Below are 15505 nucleotides of genomic sequence, written 5' to 3'. Positions count from 1 at the left end.
CGCCGCCTCTCCGCCTCGTCCGCCCCGGCCAGCGCCTGGTCGTCCCCGTGCTGTGCGTCAGCGTGACGTTCATCGCCATCGTCGACGGCGCGATCACCACGGTGGCGCTGCCCTCGATCGCCCGCCAGTTCGACCTGACGACGGCCGCCCTCGACGGCGTGGTCGTGGTCTACCCGGTCTGCCTGGCCATGGCCATCCCCGCCTCCGCCTGGCTGGTCGAACGGCTCGGGGCCAAACGCGTCCTGCTCACCGCGCTCGCAGCGTTCCTCGGCTCGTCGCTGCTGTGCGGCACGGCGGCCGGTCTCGCCGAGCTGGTCGCCTACCGCGCGGTCCAGGGACTGTCCGCCGGTGTGCTCTTCCCCGCCTCCGCGGCGCTGCTCTTCGCCACCTTCAACTCCTCGGAGCAGGTGCGCATGTCCCGGTACATGATCATTCCCCAGCAGATAGCCCCGGCGGCGGCGCCGATTCTCGGCGGGCTGCTGGTGGACCACATGTCCTGGCGCTGGGTCTTCTACGTCAACCTGCCGGTGGGCGTCCCGGTCGTGGTGTTCGGCATGCTCTTCCTGGTGGAGCAGCGCGGTCGTCCGCCGGGCCGGTTCGACCTGACCGGCCTGTTGCTGAGCGCCGGCGGGCTGGGGGCCGCGATGTTCGGGATCTGCGAAGGCCCCAACCGTGGCTGGTCCTCCGTACCCGTGGTCACGGCCCTGGCCCTCGGCGCGATGCTGCTGGCCGCGGCCGTCGTCTTCGAACTGCGCACCGCCGAGCCGCTGCTGAAGCTCCGCCTCTTCGCGGACCGGCTCTTCCGCGACACCAACCTGATCAATCTCGTCGGCCTGGTCCCGATGCTCGGCGCCATGTACCTGGGCCCGCTCTTCCTCCAGGAGGCGCAGGGGCGTACCGCTCTGGAGTCGGGCACCAGCACCTTCCCCGAGGCGTTCGGTGTCCTGCTCACCGTCCAGGTCGCCGGAGTGCTCTACGCCCGCGTCGGTCCCCGGGTCATCGTCGGGTGCGGCCTGGCCGGCGTCGCCGTGGTCCTCCTGCTCCTCTCCACCTGCGACGAGAACACCGGCCTGTGGACCTTCCGGGCCTACATGCTGCTGCTCGGCATCGCCATGGGCGGGGTCTTCATGCCGACGACGGTTGCCTCGCTCGCGAACATCGACCGGCGCGACCTGGCCCAGGCGTCCACCCTCAACACGGTCGTACGCCAGACCGGAGGCGCACTCGCGCCGGCGGCGGTCACCACGGCCCTGGTCCTGGGCACCCCCGCGGCGGCCTCCGCCGATCCGCCCGTCGGCGCCTACCAGAACGCCTACCTGGCCCTCGCCGCCCTCGCGGCCGTGACCTCGGCCTTCGCCTTCACCCTCCCGGACGCGGCGGCCCGCGCGGCGGCCCGGGGCACCACCGCCTCCAGCAGCTCCACACCGCTGCGGACCGGACACGAGAACGTCGGCTGACGGCCGCCGACGAGCCGAGTCGGGCCGGCGGACGCACGGCGCTCAGGCCGGGTCGAGGCTGCCGCCTGCGAACAGGCGTGTGTACGGGGTGCTGGGGAGACCTCCGTCCATGGCGGTGCCGATGTCGTCGAGCGCGCCGTCGTGGACGGCCGGTACCCGCTGGGGCGGCACGGCGCGGACGTGGTCGATGAGCTGCCCTGCCGTGGACCAGGGGCCGTGGACGGGCAGCAGCAGGGTCTGCCGACTTCCTGCGGCTCGGCGGGTCAGGCGCGGGTGACCCTGTCCAGTCCCGCCCGGACCCGGGACGCCGCGCCGACCGCCACGGCGTCGTCGCCCAGCGCGGCGGGCAGGACCCGGACCGGGTGTCCGCTGACCGGGGGTTCGGCGGTCAGCGTGCGCCGGAGCGAAGGTTCCAGGAGCGCCCACGCCCGGCTGACGCCTCCGCCGATCACGAAGGTGGTGACGTCCAGCAGGCCTGCCGCGACGAGGATCGCGCGGGCGACGGCGGCGCCGGCCGCCTCGTACACGGCGAGCGCGTCGGCGTCGCCGAGGGCCGCCGCCTCGGCGACCCCGCGGGCGGTGAAACGGGCCCCGCTCCGCCCGGTCCGCTCGGCGTAGCGGGCGGCGATCGACCGGCCGGACGCCAGGGTCTCCAGATGGCCGTGGCCGCCGCAGGTGCAGCGCAGGCCGCCGAAGCCGGGCACGTGCCCGATCTCGCCGGCCGCGCCGTTCGGGCCGTCGTACAGGGCGCCGTCCAGCCACAGCGCACCGCCGACCCCGGTGCCGAGGGTCATCCCGAGCACATGCCGCTCGCCCGCGACCGCGCCCCGCGCGACCTCTCCGCGCAGGAACGCGTTGACGTCGTTGTCCAGGGACGCCGGTACGCCCAGCGCCTCCTCGACCGTCGCCGTCACCGGGAAACCCGCCCAGTCGCGGAAGGAGTCGCTGGCCACCAGGATCCGCCCGGCCCGTGCGTCCACGACGCCCGCCGCACCGACCCCGACGCCGAGCAGCCGGCAGGGTGTGCGGTCGAGGAGGCGGCGCAGGGCGTCGAGCGCGGCCCCGACCATCGCGGCCCCGCCCTCGGCCGCCGGCGTGGGCACGCCGAGCCGGTCGATCACGCCGAGGTCCGCCGCGCACAGCACCACCTGGGTGGTCGTCCCTCCGATGTCGACACCGGCGACGACCTCGACAGCCGCCGTCACGCGGTGGCCTCCAGCCCGAGCGAGGCCCGCCGCCGGCGTTGCAGGACGGGGTCAGGGACGGGTACGGCCGCGATGAGACGGCGGGTGTACTCCGTCCGCGGGCGCAGCAGCGTGGTCATGGTCGGCCCCTCCTCCTCGACGCTCCCGGACCGCATGACGACGACCCGCTGCGCGAACTCCTGTACGACGGCCAGGTCATGCGACACGAACAGGCAGGCGAAGCCCAGCTCGGCCTGCAACTCGGTGATCACCTCGAGCACCGTCCGCTGCACACTGACGTCCAGCGCGCTGGTCGGCTCGTCGGCCACCAGCAGCCGGGGTTCGAGGACCAGCGCCCGCGCGAGGCTCACGCGCTGCCGCTGTCCGCCGGACAGCTCACGCGGCCCGCGTGCCGCCAACTCCCTTGGCAGCCGCACGAGTTCCAGCACCTCGGCGACCCGCGCGCGCCGCTCACCGGCGGACATGCGCCGCCGGTGCACCCGCAGCGGCTCGGCCACGCACTCCGCGACACTCATCCGCGCGTCCAGCGAGGCCACCGGGTCCTGGAGCACCACGCCCACCCCGGACAGCAGTGAACGCCGCGCCCGGCCGCGCGTCCGGGCGAGATCGCTGCCGAAGAGCGCCACCGATCCCCGGTCCGGGCGGACGAGCCCCAGCGCGACCCGGGCCGCCGTGGACTTGCCGGAACCGGACTCGCCGACCAGGCCGACGGTCTCACCGGCCCGGACGGTGAGCGACACGTCCCCAAGTGCCGTGACGGTACGACGTCCGCGGCCGAACCGCACCGAGACGTCCCGGAGTTCGACCACCGTCGCCCCACCGGCCGGCTCCGCCTGGGCTCCCGTGTCCTTCGCCCGGACCTCGGCACCCTCCGGTTCGCTCACCGCCAGTCGCGGTACGGCGGCCAGCAGCCGCCTGGTGTACTCGTGTGACGGACGCAGCAGTACCTCCTCCACCGGCCCGGTCTCCACGACCCTCCCCTCCAGCATCACCGCGACCCGGTCGGCGAAGTCCGCGACCACGCCCATGTTGTGCGTGACCAGCAGAACACCGGTGCCCGAGTCGGCCGCGAGCGCGCGCAGCAGGTCCAGGATCTCGGCCTGCACGGTGACGTCGAGGGCGGTCGTCGGCTCGTCGGCGATGAGCAGGGCGGGCGAGTTGGCGATCGCCATGGCGATGACCACCCGCTGCCGCTGCCCGCCCGACAGCTGGAACGGAAACGCCGAGGCCCGGCGCTCCGGCTCCGGAATGCCGACCCTGCGCAGCAGTTCGACCGCGGCGCGGGCGGCCTCGGCGCGCGACACCGGACGGTGGTTGCGGACGACCTCCGCGATCTGCGCGCCGACCCGGGTCAGCGGATCCAGCGCGGTGGCCGGCTCCTGGAACACCATGGAGACCGTACGGCCGCGCAGGCCCGCCAGTTCCGCCTCACCGGCGCCGACGACCTGGGTGCCGTCCACCGAGATCCGCCCCGACACCCGGGCGCTGACCGGCAGCAACCCCATCGCGGCCAGCGCCACCGTCGACTTCCCGGAGCCCGACTCGCCGACCAGCGCCAGCGTCTCGCCCGGCCGGACGAACAGGGACACGTCGCGTACGGCCGCCACCTCGCCCGTGTCGGTGGAGAAGGTCACCCCGAGGTCCTCGATCTCCAGGACGGTCATCCGCGCCCCCTCACGTCGAAGGCGTCGCGCAGTCCGTCGCCGATCGCGTTGAACGCGCACACGACGAGGATGATCGCGAGGCCCGGCGGAACGATCAGCCACCAGCGCCCGGAGTACGCGGCCGTCAGACCGGCCGACAGCATGCCGCCCCAGTCGGTCGACGGCGGCTGGACGCCCAGGCCGAGATACGACACGTACGCCACGAGCAGGATCGCGTCGGCGACCTGGAACGTCGCGGCCACCACGATCGTCGACACCGAGTTGGGCAGGATGTGCCGCCCGATCGCCCGGCCGTGGCCGCCGCCGATGGCGCGCAGCGTCAGGACGTAGTCCCTGCTCTTCAGCGTGAGTGTCTCGGCCCGCACAAGGCGGGACGGAACCAGCCACGACACCAGGCCGAGGACGACGATCAGGCCGAGCGTGTCCGGGGTGGTGATCGCGGACACGACGAGCAGGATGAACAGCGCCGGGATGGCGATGCCCGCGTCGACGATCCGCATCATCACCGCGTCCACCCAGCCGCCGGCGTAACCCGCGACCGCGCCCCACAGCGTTCCGATGACGGTCGCGAGGATGCCGGAGGCGAGCCCGACGAGCAGCGAGACCTTCCCGCCGTACATGAGCCGCCCGAGTTCGTCGTGCCCGACGGCGTCCGTGCCCAGCAGATGCGCGCCGCCCGGCGCGAGGTTCACCTGGGTCAGGTCGGTGTGCGTCTGGTCCGTGGAGTGGATCAGCGGGCCGGCGAAACAGAACAGCAGGAAGAGCACGACCACCACGAGTCCGGCGACGGCCAGCCTGTTGCGGAGGAACCGGCGCAGGGGCAGGCGGTAGCCGGCCACCGGTTCGAGAACGGGAGCGTTCTGGAGTACGGCGGTCATGTCCGCTCCGTCCTCACTCGGGGGTCGACGATCCGCTGTACGACGTCGGCCAGCAGCGTGCCGATCACGGTCGCGACGGAGATGACGAGGACACAGCCGAGCAGCACCGGATAGTCGGAGGACTGCGCGGCGCTCCAGAACAGCAGCCCCATGCCCGGGTAGTTGAAGAGCTGCTCGACGACAAGGGCGCCGCCGAACAGCACGGGCACGTAGTAGCCCAGCATGGCGATCACGGGCGTGAGGGAGTTGCGGAAGACGTGCCGCCACAGGACCGCGCCCGGCCGGGAGCCGCCGGCCCGGGCGGTGCGCACGTAGTCCTCGTCGAGGTTCTCCAGGGTCGCGGCCCGCATGTACCGGCTGAACACGGCGATCATGGACGCGGCCCCGGTGACCACCGGCAGGACGAGCGCCGCCGGGTCCGCGAACACCTGGGCCAGCGTGTCGCCCTGGGGTGCCTGCGAGGGGAACCAGCGCAGGGTCTGGGTGAACAGCAGGATCAGCAGGAGGCCCAGGAAGTACACCGGTGTCGAGTACGCGACGAAGCTCAGCGTCGTGACGGCGTAGTCCACCGCCTTGTTGCGCCGCACCGCCTGCCACATCCCGAGCGGGATCGCCAGCGTCAGACCGACCAGCGCCGACAGCACGGTCAGTACCAGGGTCTTCGGCAGCCGCTGCTCGATGAGCCGGGAGACGGCCTCGTTGAGGGTGTACGAGGTGCCGAGATCACCCTGCAAGAGGGTGCGCAGGTAGTAGACGTACTGGACGGGCAGCGGCCGGTCGAGGCCCTGCTGGTGGTTGAACGCGGCGATCTGCTGGGCCGTGGCCTGCGGGCCGAGGATCCCGCGTGCGGGACCCCCGGGCAGGGCGTGCAGCAGGCAGAAGACCACGACCGTGACGATGAGGATCACGGCCACCGCCTGGAGGAGCCGCCGGGTCAGGTACAGCGCGGTGTCCATGCTCAGCTGGTCCACTTCCACTGCGCCGGGTGGAAGTTGGCGAGGGAGTCCTGGGAGAAGCCGCCCAGGCCGCTGCGGATGACGGAGATCTGGTAGACGGGCTCCGGCAGCCAGATCACCGGCAGGTCCTTGGCGAGGGCCGCGCTGTAGTCCTGGATCGCCTGGTTCGAACTCGACGTGGTGGACGCGGAGATGAGCGTGTCGACGCCCGCGTTGGAGTAACCGCCGAAGTTCGAGCCGCCCTTGGACTGGAAGAGCGAGTCGCCGGTCGGGAAGGCGTTGAAGTACCAGCTTCCCGCGGTGCCGAAGAAGGACAGCTGCCACTTGCAGATCGACTGGCTCGCCGTGCACGGCGGGGTCTGCGAGAGCACCGAGTTCACCGGCGCCGTCTTGATCGCGAACTTGATCCCGGTCTTCGAGAGCGAGGACTGGATCGCGCTCATCATGTTGTCGGTCACCGTCGAGCCGGACTGCGACAGCACCTGCATCTCGAACTTCGTGCCCTTGGCGATGCCTTCACCGCACTTCGCGGGCTCGGTGCAGGTCATGACGCCGCCCTGCTCGGTCCAGCCGTGGTCGGTGAGCAACTGGCGTGCGGCGTCCGTCGAGAACGGATACGGGTTGCTCTTCTGCACGGGCGAGAGGAAGTCCGAGGACTGCCCCTGCGGGATCGGTCCGAAGCCGGGCACGGCCGTCCCGTTGAAGACGACCTTCGCGAGGCTCGTCTGGTCGATCGACCGCTGGACCGCCTGGCGGGCGTAGAGCTGCTTGAACACGGCGCCCATGGCCGGGTTCTCGAAGTTGTACGGCATGTACGTGATCGCCCACCCGGACCACGGCTTCACCGCGTAGCCCTGGGACGTGAACTGCTCCTTCTGGTCGAGGTCGGTCGCCTCGATGTAGCCGTAGTCGACGCTTCCGGAGCGCAGCGCGTTCTTCTCCGCGTCGGCGGTGGTGAAGGGCAGCAGGTTCACCGTACCGATCCCCGGCTTCTCGCCGCCGTCGTACTTCTTGTTGGCGGTCAGGACCACCTTGCCGGCCGTCGAGAAGGACTTGACGGCGTACGGGCCGCTGATGGTCTTCCACAACGGGTTCGAGGCGTAGCCGGAGATGTTCTTCGCCGCGTCGTTGAGGTACGTCCAGTCCTTCTTGGCGTCGCCTTCCTTGTCCCAGACGTGCTGCGGCAGCGGGTTGATGAGGCTCAGTTCGTTGGCCAGCATCCACTGCGGGTTGTACGCCTTGTCGAAGGTGAGGGTGAAGTGGCGGTCGTCGACCGTCTTGAAGGACGTCCAGTTGTCGGGCGCCTTGCCGGGGTTGTAGCCCGCCCACTCGGTCTTGTTCGCCTTGATGAGGTCGAACCAGAACTTCACGTCGGCCGAGGTGACCGGCTTGCCGTCGCTCCAGTGCCGGTCGCCCAGGGTGATGGTCACGCTCTTGTTGTCGGCGGCGAAGTCGGCGGCGGTGGCGAGGGAACCGGCCTTGTTCCAGGCGATCTTGCCGGTCGAACCGTCGTAGGCGACGAGCGGTTCCCACAGGGTGTTCGCGATGGAGATGTTGTTGGTGTTCAGGTGCGCCGGGGTGCCGATCGGGAGGATCCAGTTCGGGGTGAAGTTCGCTGGCAGCGCGTAGTTGATGGAGTCACGGGACGCGGACGACGTGCCGCTCGTCCCGGAGCAGCCCGCGAGCAGCAGCGTGCCCGCGGACAGGGCGGCACCGGCGAGAAGTCTCGTGCGAGCAGGGGACATGGGTCACCTCGGGGGAGTGCTGGAAACCGGAGGCGGGTGGGAAAACCAGTCAACGACCGCTGTGTTGGGAGAAACAGACGCACCGCTGTAAAAAGCCTGTTACTGCCGTTCTGGAAAAAGCGCGGAGGGGCGGTCACGGGCATACGCTCGACGCCTCAGCCGCTGATACCGGAAGTTAGTTGGTTCATGGCCGAAAAAAGTCCGCCGCGCAGCAAACACACCTCCGGCGTCTCGTCGTTGGCCGAGCGCGTCCTCGAACTCCTAGCCTCCGGGCGGGCGTCGACGCGCACCGAGCTCGCCGGACTGCTCGCCGCCGCCCCGTCGACGATCTCGTTCACGGTGAGCCAGCTGCTCGCCCTCGGACTGGTCGCGGAGGAGGGCACGGTGACCTCCACCGGCGGCCGGCCGCGCAAGGTGCTGCGCCTCGGCGGCAGCGACGGCTTCGCGGTCGCGGCCGAACTCGGCGGCCGGCACGCCCATGTGGGCGTGGTGCTGCCCGGCGGCGGGCTCACCGACGTGTCCACCGTGCCGTTCGCGACGGACGAAGGACCCGAGGCCGCGCTGCCCGGACTGGCCCAGACCCTGGAGGGCCTCGCCGAGCACCACGGCCGGGCCCTGCTCAAGGGCGTCGGCCTGTCCCTTCCCGGCCCGGTCGACCTCGCCTCCGGCGTCGTCACGCTCCCGTCCCGGATGCCCGGCTGGAACCGTTTCCCCGTCCGCGCCTGGCTCGAGGACCGCTTCGGCGTCCCGGCGGCCATCGAGAACGACGCCAACTGCATGGCCGTCGGCGAGCACACCGTGCAGCCGCCCGAGCGCCGGCAGTCGATCATGGTGAAGACCGGTACGGCGATCGGGGCGGGCGTCATCGCCGACGGGCGGCTCTACCGGGGCGGCTCGGGCGCCGCCGGCGAGATCACCCACGTCCGGGTCGAGGCCGCCCACGACATCCCCTGTTCCTGCGGCAACACGGGCTGCCTGGAGACCGTCGCCTCGGGCGCGGCGCTCGTGCGGATCCTGCGCGAGCGGGGCCTGGCGGTGACCTCCACCGAGGACGTCGTACGACGCGCCTCCGACGCCGACCCCGAGGCCACCCGCGCGGTACGGCAGGCCGGACGCTACCTCGGCATGGTGCTGGCCGCGAACGTCAACTTCTTCAACCCGGACGCCGTGTACCTGGGCGGGATCCTCTCCACGCTGGAGCCCTTCGTCGCCGCCGTACGAAGCCAGCTGTACGAGGGCTGCCATCCGCTGGTGACCGAGCATCTGGCGATCGAGCGGGCGAGCCTGGGCGCCGACGCCGGGCTGGTCGGCGCGGGCCAGTTCGCGTTGCAGCGGGCGCTCGCGGAGGCGCTGCGCGCGGTCACCGGCGACCGCCACCATCCGTGACGACCTGTCAATGTGACGATCTGTCAATGTGCGGAGGAACCATGCCCGTTACCCGTCCCGTGATCGCCGTCGCCGGTCTCGGCATCGAGTCGTCCACGTTCTCCCCGGCCCGCACCGAGGCGCCCGCCTTCCACCCGCAGCGCGGCGCCGACGTCCTCGCCCGCTACCCGTTCCTGGCCCCCGGCCGGCCGCTGCGCACCGCCGCCGACTGGCACGGGACCCTGGTCGGCAAGGCTCTGCCCGGCGGCACGGTGACGGCCTCCGCGTACGCGGCGCTGTCCGCCGAACTGATCGACCGTCTCAAGGAGTCGGGGCCGGTGGACGGCCTCTGGTACGACATCCACGGCGCGATGACCGTCGAGGGCGTCGAGGACGCGGAGGCGGAACTGCTGGCCCGTATCCGCGAGACCGTCGGCCCGGACGTGATCGTCTCGGCCTCCATGGACCTGCACGGCAACGTCTCCCGCGCGCTGGTCCATCTGACCGACCTGATCACCTGCTACCGCACGGCCCCGCACGAGGACGTCACGCAGACCAAGGAGCGCGCCGCCCGCAACCTCGTCGAGCACCTGGCGAGCGGCGCGCCCCGTCCGGTCAAGGCGTGGATCCCGGTGCCGGTGCTGCTGGCCGGCGAGCAGACCTCGACCCGGATCGAGCCCGCGAGGAGCGTGTACGCGGCCGTCGAGGAGGTGGCGGCGGCCGACGGGGTGACGGACGCGGCGATCTGGGTCGGTTACGCGTGGGCGGACGAGCCGCGCAACCGGGCGGCCGTGGTCGTCACCGGCCCCGACGAGGCCGCCGTCACCACCGGCGCCGAGCGGCTGGCCCGCGGCTTCTGGGCCGCGCGGCACGACTTCGCCTTCGTCGCCCCGACCGGCACCCTCGACGACTGTCTCGACGCCGCACTCGCCGCCACGGCACGGCCGTACTTCGTCAGCGACACCGGTGACAATCCGACGGCCGGCGGCGCGGGCGACGTCACCTGGGGCCTTCGCCAGGTGCTGGCCCGCCCGGAGTTCCAGGACCCGTCCGGTCCGACCGTGCTGTACGCCTCCCTGCCGGGGCCGGCCGCGGTCGACACCGCCGTGCGGGCGGGCGTCGGCGCGACGGTCACCGTGACCGCGGGCGCGGAGGTCGACGACCGGCACTCCGGGCCGCTCACCATGACCGGCGTGGTTCACGCGGTCCGGCACGGCGACCGGGACGCGGAGACGGAGGCCGTCCTGCGGGTCGGGGGCGTGTACGTGATCCTGACCCGGCTGCGCAAGCCGTACCACCACGAACACGACTTCACCGACCTGGAGTTGAACCCGCGTACGGCCGACGTCGTCATCGTCAAGATCGGCTACCTGGAACCGGAGCTCTTCGCGATGGCCGCCGACTGGAAGATGGCGCTCACCCCGGGCGGCGTCGACCAGGACCTGCCGCGCCTCGGCCACCACCGCATCCGCCGCCCGATGTTCCCCTTCGACCCCGCCATGCCGGCCCCGGACCTCACGGCCCGCGTCATCCCTTCCCCGGACCGGCCGCTCGGCGCCCCGGAGGAGTGAAACAGGGAGAACTCCCGGCTCCAACCCTGCCGATTACCGTAGGTTGCCTAAGGAACGCACTCGGTTACCATGCGGAGGGTTGTCATGTCCGTAAGTCCGATCGAAGTCGGTCCGGAGGACGCGCGCTATGACGCGTTGCGCCGCGGGTTCAATCAGCGCTGGATCGCAGAACCCGACTACGTCGTCGTGGCCACGTCCACGGACGACGTGGTGGCGGCGCTCGCCAAGTTCCGCGCCGATCCGGCTCAATCCGACCGCCGGATCACGGTTCGCTCCGGGGGACACTGCTACGAGGGCTTCGTCTCCTCCGAGGATGTCGGCGTCATCATCGACGTCAGCCCGATGAACCGCGTGTACTTCGACCCCGAGATGGACGCGTACTGCATCGAGGCGGGAGCGACGAACTGGCACAGCACCACCCAGCTCTACCGGTCGACCGGCCTGGCCCTGCCCGGCGGTTCCTGCTACTCGGTCGGCCTCGGCGGCCACATCTCGGGCGGCGGGTACGGCCTGTTGTCCAGGCTGTTCGGTCTGACGGTGGACTATCTGTACGCCGTCGAGGTGGTCACCGTCGCCGACGGCGAGACCCCCGAGGTCACGGTGGCCTGCAAGGACTCCGAGGACGAGTCGCTGCGTGACCTGTGGTGGGCGCACACCGGAGGAGGCGGCGGGAACTTCGGTGTCATCACGCGGTACTGGTTCCGCGGACTTCAGGCCCCGCCGGCCCAGGTGTTGCTGAGGTCCGTCGCCTGGGACTGGGCGGACTTCAAGCAGCGTCCCGACCTGTTCAAGTCGCTCGTCCGCCGCTACGGGGAGTTCTTCGAACACGAGCACAGCGGCACGGGGCCGGACTTCATCCGTCACTACGGATACCGCGACATGTTCACCCTCCTCAAGCTCACCCACATGAGCAGCGGCAAGGTCGGCCTGACCATCCAGCTCGACGGCACCCGGACGGACTCGACAGCGCGCCTGGCCGCCTTCCTGAGCTGGATCACCGAGGGGTTCCGAACGGGCAGCGGCCACCACATCGCCGAGACGGCGCTGGACCGGCAGATCGGTGAACACCCCGCGCAGGAGACGCTGTTCATCCCGACCCGCCTGCCCTGGCTCACCGCCACCCAGACCCTGAACGGCTCCGGCCCCAACCGCTGCGGCAAGTACAAGTCCGCCTACATGACCACCGGGTTCACCGACCACCAGATCGACGCGATCCACCGCCACCTCACCGACGCCGAGTTCACGAACCCCGACGCGCTCGTCCAGGTCGACTCCTACGGAGGGGCGGTCAACGACGTGAAGGCGGACGACACCGCCGTGCCGCAGCGTTCCTCGATTCTCAAGCTCCAGTACCAGGTCTACTGGACCTGGGGCGAGGACATCGACAAGGACGGCGCCTACGACTACCGGGACGCCGAGCTGGACCCGGAGATCGCCGGCCCGAACCTGCGCTGGATCCGCGCCCTCTACCAGGACGTGTACCGGCCAACCGGTGGCGTACCGGCGGTGCCGGACCCGGCCGTCGACTCACTCCGGTCGGTGAACACGGACGGCTGTTACATCAACTACCCCGACACCGACCTGGACGACCCGGAACTCAACATCTCCGGCCAGTCGTCGCACCAGCTCTACTACAAGGGCAACTACCAGCGCCTGCAGCGGACGAAGGAGCTGTGGGACCCGCACGACGTCTTCCGCCACAAGCAGTCGGTCCACCCGCCGAAGACACCGTAGCTACGGAGCGGTGGCGTCGACCGGTTCCGGTTCCTTCGCCGGTGTGCGAGCGGGGTGCTTCGGTCCTCGGACGAGGATGTGGAGAAGGAGGGCGGCCATGACGGCGACTCCGGCCCACATGGCGTGCTGCCAGCCGTCGACGAACGACTCCTGGGCGGCGCGGATCAGTGCCTGCCCATGGGGGCCGGCCCGGTCGGCGGCGTCGAGGGCGTTGGCGACGCCCGCACGCGCGGTGCCGGCGGGGTCGTGGGGCACGCCCGCGAGCCGGGAGTCGATGGCGTCGCGGTAGCCGGCGGACAGAAGCGCTCCGAGCAGGGCGACGCCGAGCGCGGTGCCGAATTCGCGGGTGACGTCGTTGAGCGCGGACGCGACACCCTGGCGCTCCTGCGGGAGGGCGCTGGTGATGGCCTCGGTGGAGGGTGTCATCGACAGGCCCATGCCGGTGCCCATCGCGAGCATGCCGGGAAGGACGGAGAGGTAGCCGCCGTCGACGGAGACGAGGGCGGCCATCAGTGCCAGACCGGCGCCGGCCAGGAGGATGCCCGTGGCCATGGTCGCTCGGGGACCGATCCGCGCGGCCAGCCGTGGGGCGAGTCCGGAAGCCGCCATCATCAGCACGGCCATGGGCATCAGCGCCAGCGTGGACAGCAGCCCCGACCAGCCGAGGACGGCCTGGAAGAACGGGAAGAGAACCACGAAGATCCCCGCCTGGACCCCGAAGACCGCCAGGAGCGTGATCGAGCCGCCTGCCAGAGCGGGCTCGCCGAACAGGCGCACGTCCAGGAGGGCCGCGTCCCGGCGGCGCAGTTCCCACGCCACGAAGCCGATGGCGGCGACGACACCGACGACCAGGCCGAGCAGGGTCGCGGGGGCGGTCCAACCCCGCTCGGGCCCTTCCTGGAGGACGAAGATGAGCCCGACCACCGCGACGACGGACGTCAGCGCGCCGACGGTGTCGAAGCCGTGCCCGGACGCCTCACGGGAGTCGGGGACGGCTCGCAGCACCATGACGAGGGCGACCAGAACGAGTGCGATGGGAAGGACGAACAGCCACCGCCAGTTCGCCACATCGACCAGGGCGGCCGAGAGGAACATGCCCAGGATGCCCCCACCGCCTGCCACACCGGTCCACACACCGATCGCCCGTCCCCGCGACGGCGAGGTCGGGCTGGGCGACGTCCTCCCATGAGTCCCATGCCTCCCACGAGTTCCGTGACTGCGAACCGACCCGGATCCGGCAACGCCGTCCCCGACGCGCGCCGGCGCCGCACGATGACGCAAGACGATGATGAGCTGGACAGCCTGGTACGCAAACGCATCCGTGCCCTGCGCGTGGCGCAGGGCTGGTCCCTGGAGGAGCTGGCCGCCCGCGCCCGGGTCAGCCAGTCCACGCTCAGCCGCATCGAGAACGGTCAACGCCGTCTGGCGCTGGACCAGCTCGTCACCCTCGCGCGCGCCCTGGACACCTCCTTCGACCAACTGGTCGAGACCGCCACGGACGACGTCGTCTCCCACCCGATGATCGACGCGACCCACGGGCTGATGCGGTGGCCCGTCAAGGCGGATCCCGGCATGACCGTCGTACGCCAGCGCATAACCGACCCACCGCCCGACAAGCCCTCACGCATGCGCGCCCATCCGGGCCGCGAATGGCTCGTCGTCCTCTTCGGCACCGCGATCCTGCTCCTGGGCAACCGGCGCCTGCGGATCGAGACCAACCAGGCGGCGGAGTTCCCCACGATGCTCCCGCACGCCATCGGCGCCGAGGGCGGACCGTGCGAGATCCTGGGCATCTTCGACCGCGACGCCCGCCGCGGCCATCCCGCGAGCGTGTGATCGCCCGCCCGGGTGATTCTCCGCTCGGCCGTATCCGCTGTCCGGGGCCGGACCGGCCCGTCCGCCCCCGTCGCCCTCACCCAGGGGGTACCTCGTCGGGACGGGCTGTCCCGCCGCAGCCCTGTACCCCGTACCCGAGGAGGCTCGCGCAGACATGTCGGACCCCGCGCGCATCGACGTACACCAACACCTGATCCCACCGGACTTCAGCCGTGCGACGGCCGAGCGAGCCGTGGCCCTCGGCTGGCCCGCTCCCGCGTGGGACGTCCAGGGAGCGATCGCGATGATGGACCGCAGGTCGATCGCCACGGGCCTTCTGTCGTTTCCCGCACCGCTCGCGGCCCCGGACGACCCCGCCGGAGCCCGTGACGGCGCCCGGAGCGTGAACGAGTACACCGCCGAAGTCGTCAAGGACCGGCCCGACCGCTTCGGTCACTTCGCGGCCCTCCCCCTGCCGGACATGGACGCGGCGCTCGCCGAGGCCGCCCACGCACTGGACGAGCTGAACGCCGACGGGCTGATGGTCCTGTCCAACGTGCACGGCCGTTACCTCGGCGACCCGGCGTTCGAGCCGCTCTGGGCCGAGCTGGACGCCCGTGCCGCCGTCGTCCTGGTCCACCCCACCGCGCCGCCGGTCGCGCCGATCCCCGGTCTGCCCAGCCCGCTGGTGGACTTCCCCTACGACACGGCCCGTACGGCTCTCCATCTGGCGCTGAACGGTGTGCCGGGACGGTACCCCCGGATCAAGATGGTCCTTCCCCACGCGGGTGGCTTCCTGCCGTACGCCGCCCACCGCTTCGCGGTCGCCGCCCGGCTTCACCCCGAGTCCACCCCCGAGGGCGTGCTGAGCGAGCTTCGGCGTTTCTACTTCGACACGGCCATCTCCGCCGGCCCGGCCGCCCTGCCCTCACTGCTCGCCTTCGCCGCCCCCGGACACGTCCTGTACGGCAGCGACTTCCCCATGCTTCCCGAGGAGTGGGCCACCGGCTTCGACAGCGGCCTTGACGACTACCCGCACTGGGAACCCGGGCAGCTCCACGCCGTCAACCGAGGCAACGCCGAACTCCTCGTCCCCCGGCTTGCCCTGCCCTGAC

The 15505-nt window shown here is 71.4% G+C and carries 12 protein-coding genes and 1 pseudogene; 6 read left to right on the top strand and 7 right to left on the bottom strand.

What is annotated here, in order from left to right; translation table 11 throughout:
* The first annotated feature begins 62 nt into the window (after positions 1 to 62).
* Positions 63 to 1457 (top strand): DHA2 family efflux MFS transporter permease subunit, encoded by a 1395-nt coding sequence (locus ACFPIH_RS07530; RefSeq protein WP_381169966.1) that lies wholly within the window; start codon positions 63 to 65, stop codon positions 1455 to 1457.
* A 42-nt stretch (positions 1458 to 1499) separates the two neighbouring features.
* On the opposite strand, the gene ACFPIH_RS07525 is transcribed toward ACFPIH_RS07530, so the two are convergent.
* The 6 genes from ACFPIH_RS07525 to ACFPIH_RS07500 form a co-directional block, all read right to left on the bottom strand.
* The gene (locus ACFPIH_RS07525) at positions 1500 to 1628 is read right to left on the bottom strand and encodes a hypothetical protein (protein ID WP_381169450.1); all 129 of its coding nucleotides are present in this window, start codon (positions 1626 to 1628) and stop codon (positions 1500 to 1502) included.
* A 92-nt stretch (positions 1629 to 1720) separates the two neighbouring features.
* Entirely contained in the window at positions 1721 to 2662 is a 942-nt protein-coding gene (locus tag ACFPIH_RS07520) for an ROK family protein (protein ID WP_381169448.1), read from the bottom strand.
* Positions 2659 to 4326: a dipeptide ABC transporter ATP-binding protein gene (locus tag ACFPIH_RS07515; RefSeq protein WP_381169446.1), complete on the bottom strand. Its 1668-nt coding sequence runs from the start codon at positions 4324 to 4326 to the stop codon at positions 2659 to 2661. Before ACFPIH_RS07515 ends, ACFPIH_RS07520 begins: the two co-directional genes overlap by 4 nt.
* Entirely contained in the window at positions 4323 to 5204 is an 882-nt protein-coding gene (locus ACFPIH_RS07510) for an ABC transporter permease (RefSeq protein WP_381169444.1), read from the bottom strand. The genes ACFPIH_RS07515 and ACFPIH_RS07510 overlap by 4 nt, the downstream gene beginning before the upstream one ends.
* Positions 5201 to 6160, bottom strand: a complete 960-nt coding sequence (locus ACFPIH_RS07505; protein WP_381169442.1) for an ABC transporter permease — start codon at positions 6158 to 6160, stop codon at positions 5201 to 5203. Before ACFPIH_RS07505 ends, ACFPIH_RS07510 begins: the two co-directional genes overlap by 4 nt.
* 2 nt (positions 6161 to 6162) lie before the next feature.
* The gene (locus ACFPIH_RS07500; RefSeq protein ID WP_381169440.1) at positions 6163 to 7905 is read right to left on the bottom strand and encodes a peptide ABC transporter substrate-binding protein; all 1743 of its coding nucleotides are present in this window, start codon (positions 7903 to 7905) and stop codon (positions 6163 to 6165) included.
* Positions 7906 to 8091: 186 nt separating this feature from the next.
* Here ACFPIH_RS07500 and ACFPIH_RS07495 point away from each other — a divergent pair, with 186 nt between their 5' ends.
* From ACFPIH_RS07495 to ACFPIH_RS07485, 3 genes are all read left to right on the top strand, one after another.
* Positions 8092 to 9291, top strand: a complete 1200-nt coding sequence (locus ACFPIH_RS07495; RefSeq protein ID WP_381169438.1) for an ROK family transcriptional regulator — start codon at positions 8092 to 8094, stop codon at positions 9289 to 9291.
* A gap of 41 nt (positions 9292 to 9332) precedes the next feature.
* Positions 9333 to 10841 carry a M81 family metallopeptidase gene (locus ACFPIH_RS07490; protein WP_381169436.1) on the top strand — a complete coding sequence of 503 codons (1509 nt, stop codon included), beginning with the start codon at positions 9333 to 9335 and terminating at the stop codon, positions 10839 to 10841.
* Between the two features lie 84 nt (positions 10842 to 10925).
* On the top strand, positions 10926 to 12575 hold the full coding sequence (locus tag ACFPIH_RS07485; RefSeq protein WP_381169434.1) for an FAD-binding oxidoreductase: 1650 nt from the start codon (positions 10926 to 10928) through the stop codon (positions 12573 to 12575).
* Here ACFPIH_RS07485 and ACFPIH_RS07480 read toward each other — a convergent pair.
* Positions 12576 to 13727, bottom strand: a pseudogene (locus ACFPIH_RS07480) (MFS transporter); the annotation flags it as partial.
* 120 nt (positions 13728 to 13847) lie between these two features.
* Between ACFPIH_RS07480 and ACFPIH_RS07475 the strand changes: the two are divergent.
* Positions 13848 to 14411 carry a helix-turn-helix domain-containing protein gene (locus ACFPIH_RS07475; protein WP_381169432.1) on the top strand — a complete coding sequence of 188 codons (564 nt, stop codon included), beginning with the start codon at positions 13848 to 13850 and terminating at the stop codon, positions 14409 to 14411.
* Positions 14412 to 14565: 154 nt separating this feature from the next.
* On the top strand, positions 14566 to 15504 hold the full coding sequence (locus ACFPIH_RS07470) for an amidohydrolase family protein (RefSeq protein WP_381169430.1): 939 nt from the start codon (positions 14566 to 14568) through the stop codon (positions 15502 to 15504).
* Position 15505 lies beyond the last annotated feature (1 nt).

Origin of the sequence: Streptomyces vulcanius (assembly GCF_042653945.1) — a bacterium.
Taxonomy (GTDB): domain Bacteria; phylum Actinomycetota; class Actinomycetes; order Streptomycetales; family Streptomycetaceae; genus Streptomyces; species Streptomyces mangrovi.
Note: the sequence above shows the minus strand (reverse complement) of the source record. Positions and strands in the feature narration are given on the sequence as shown.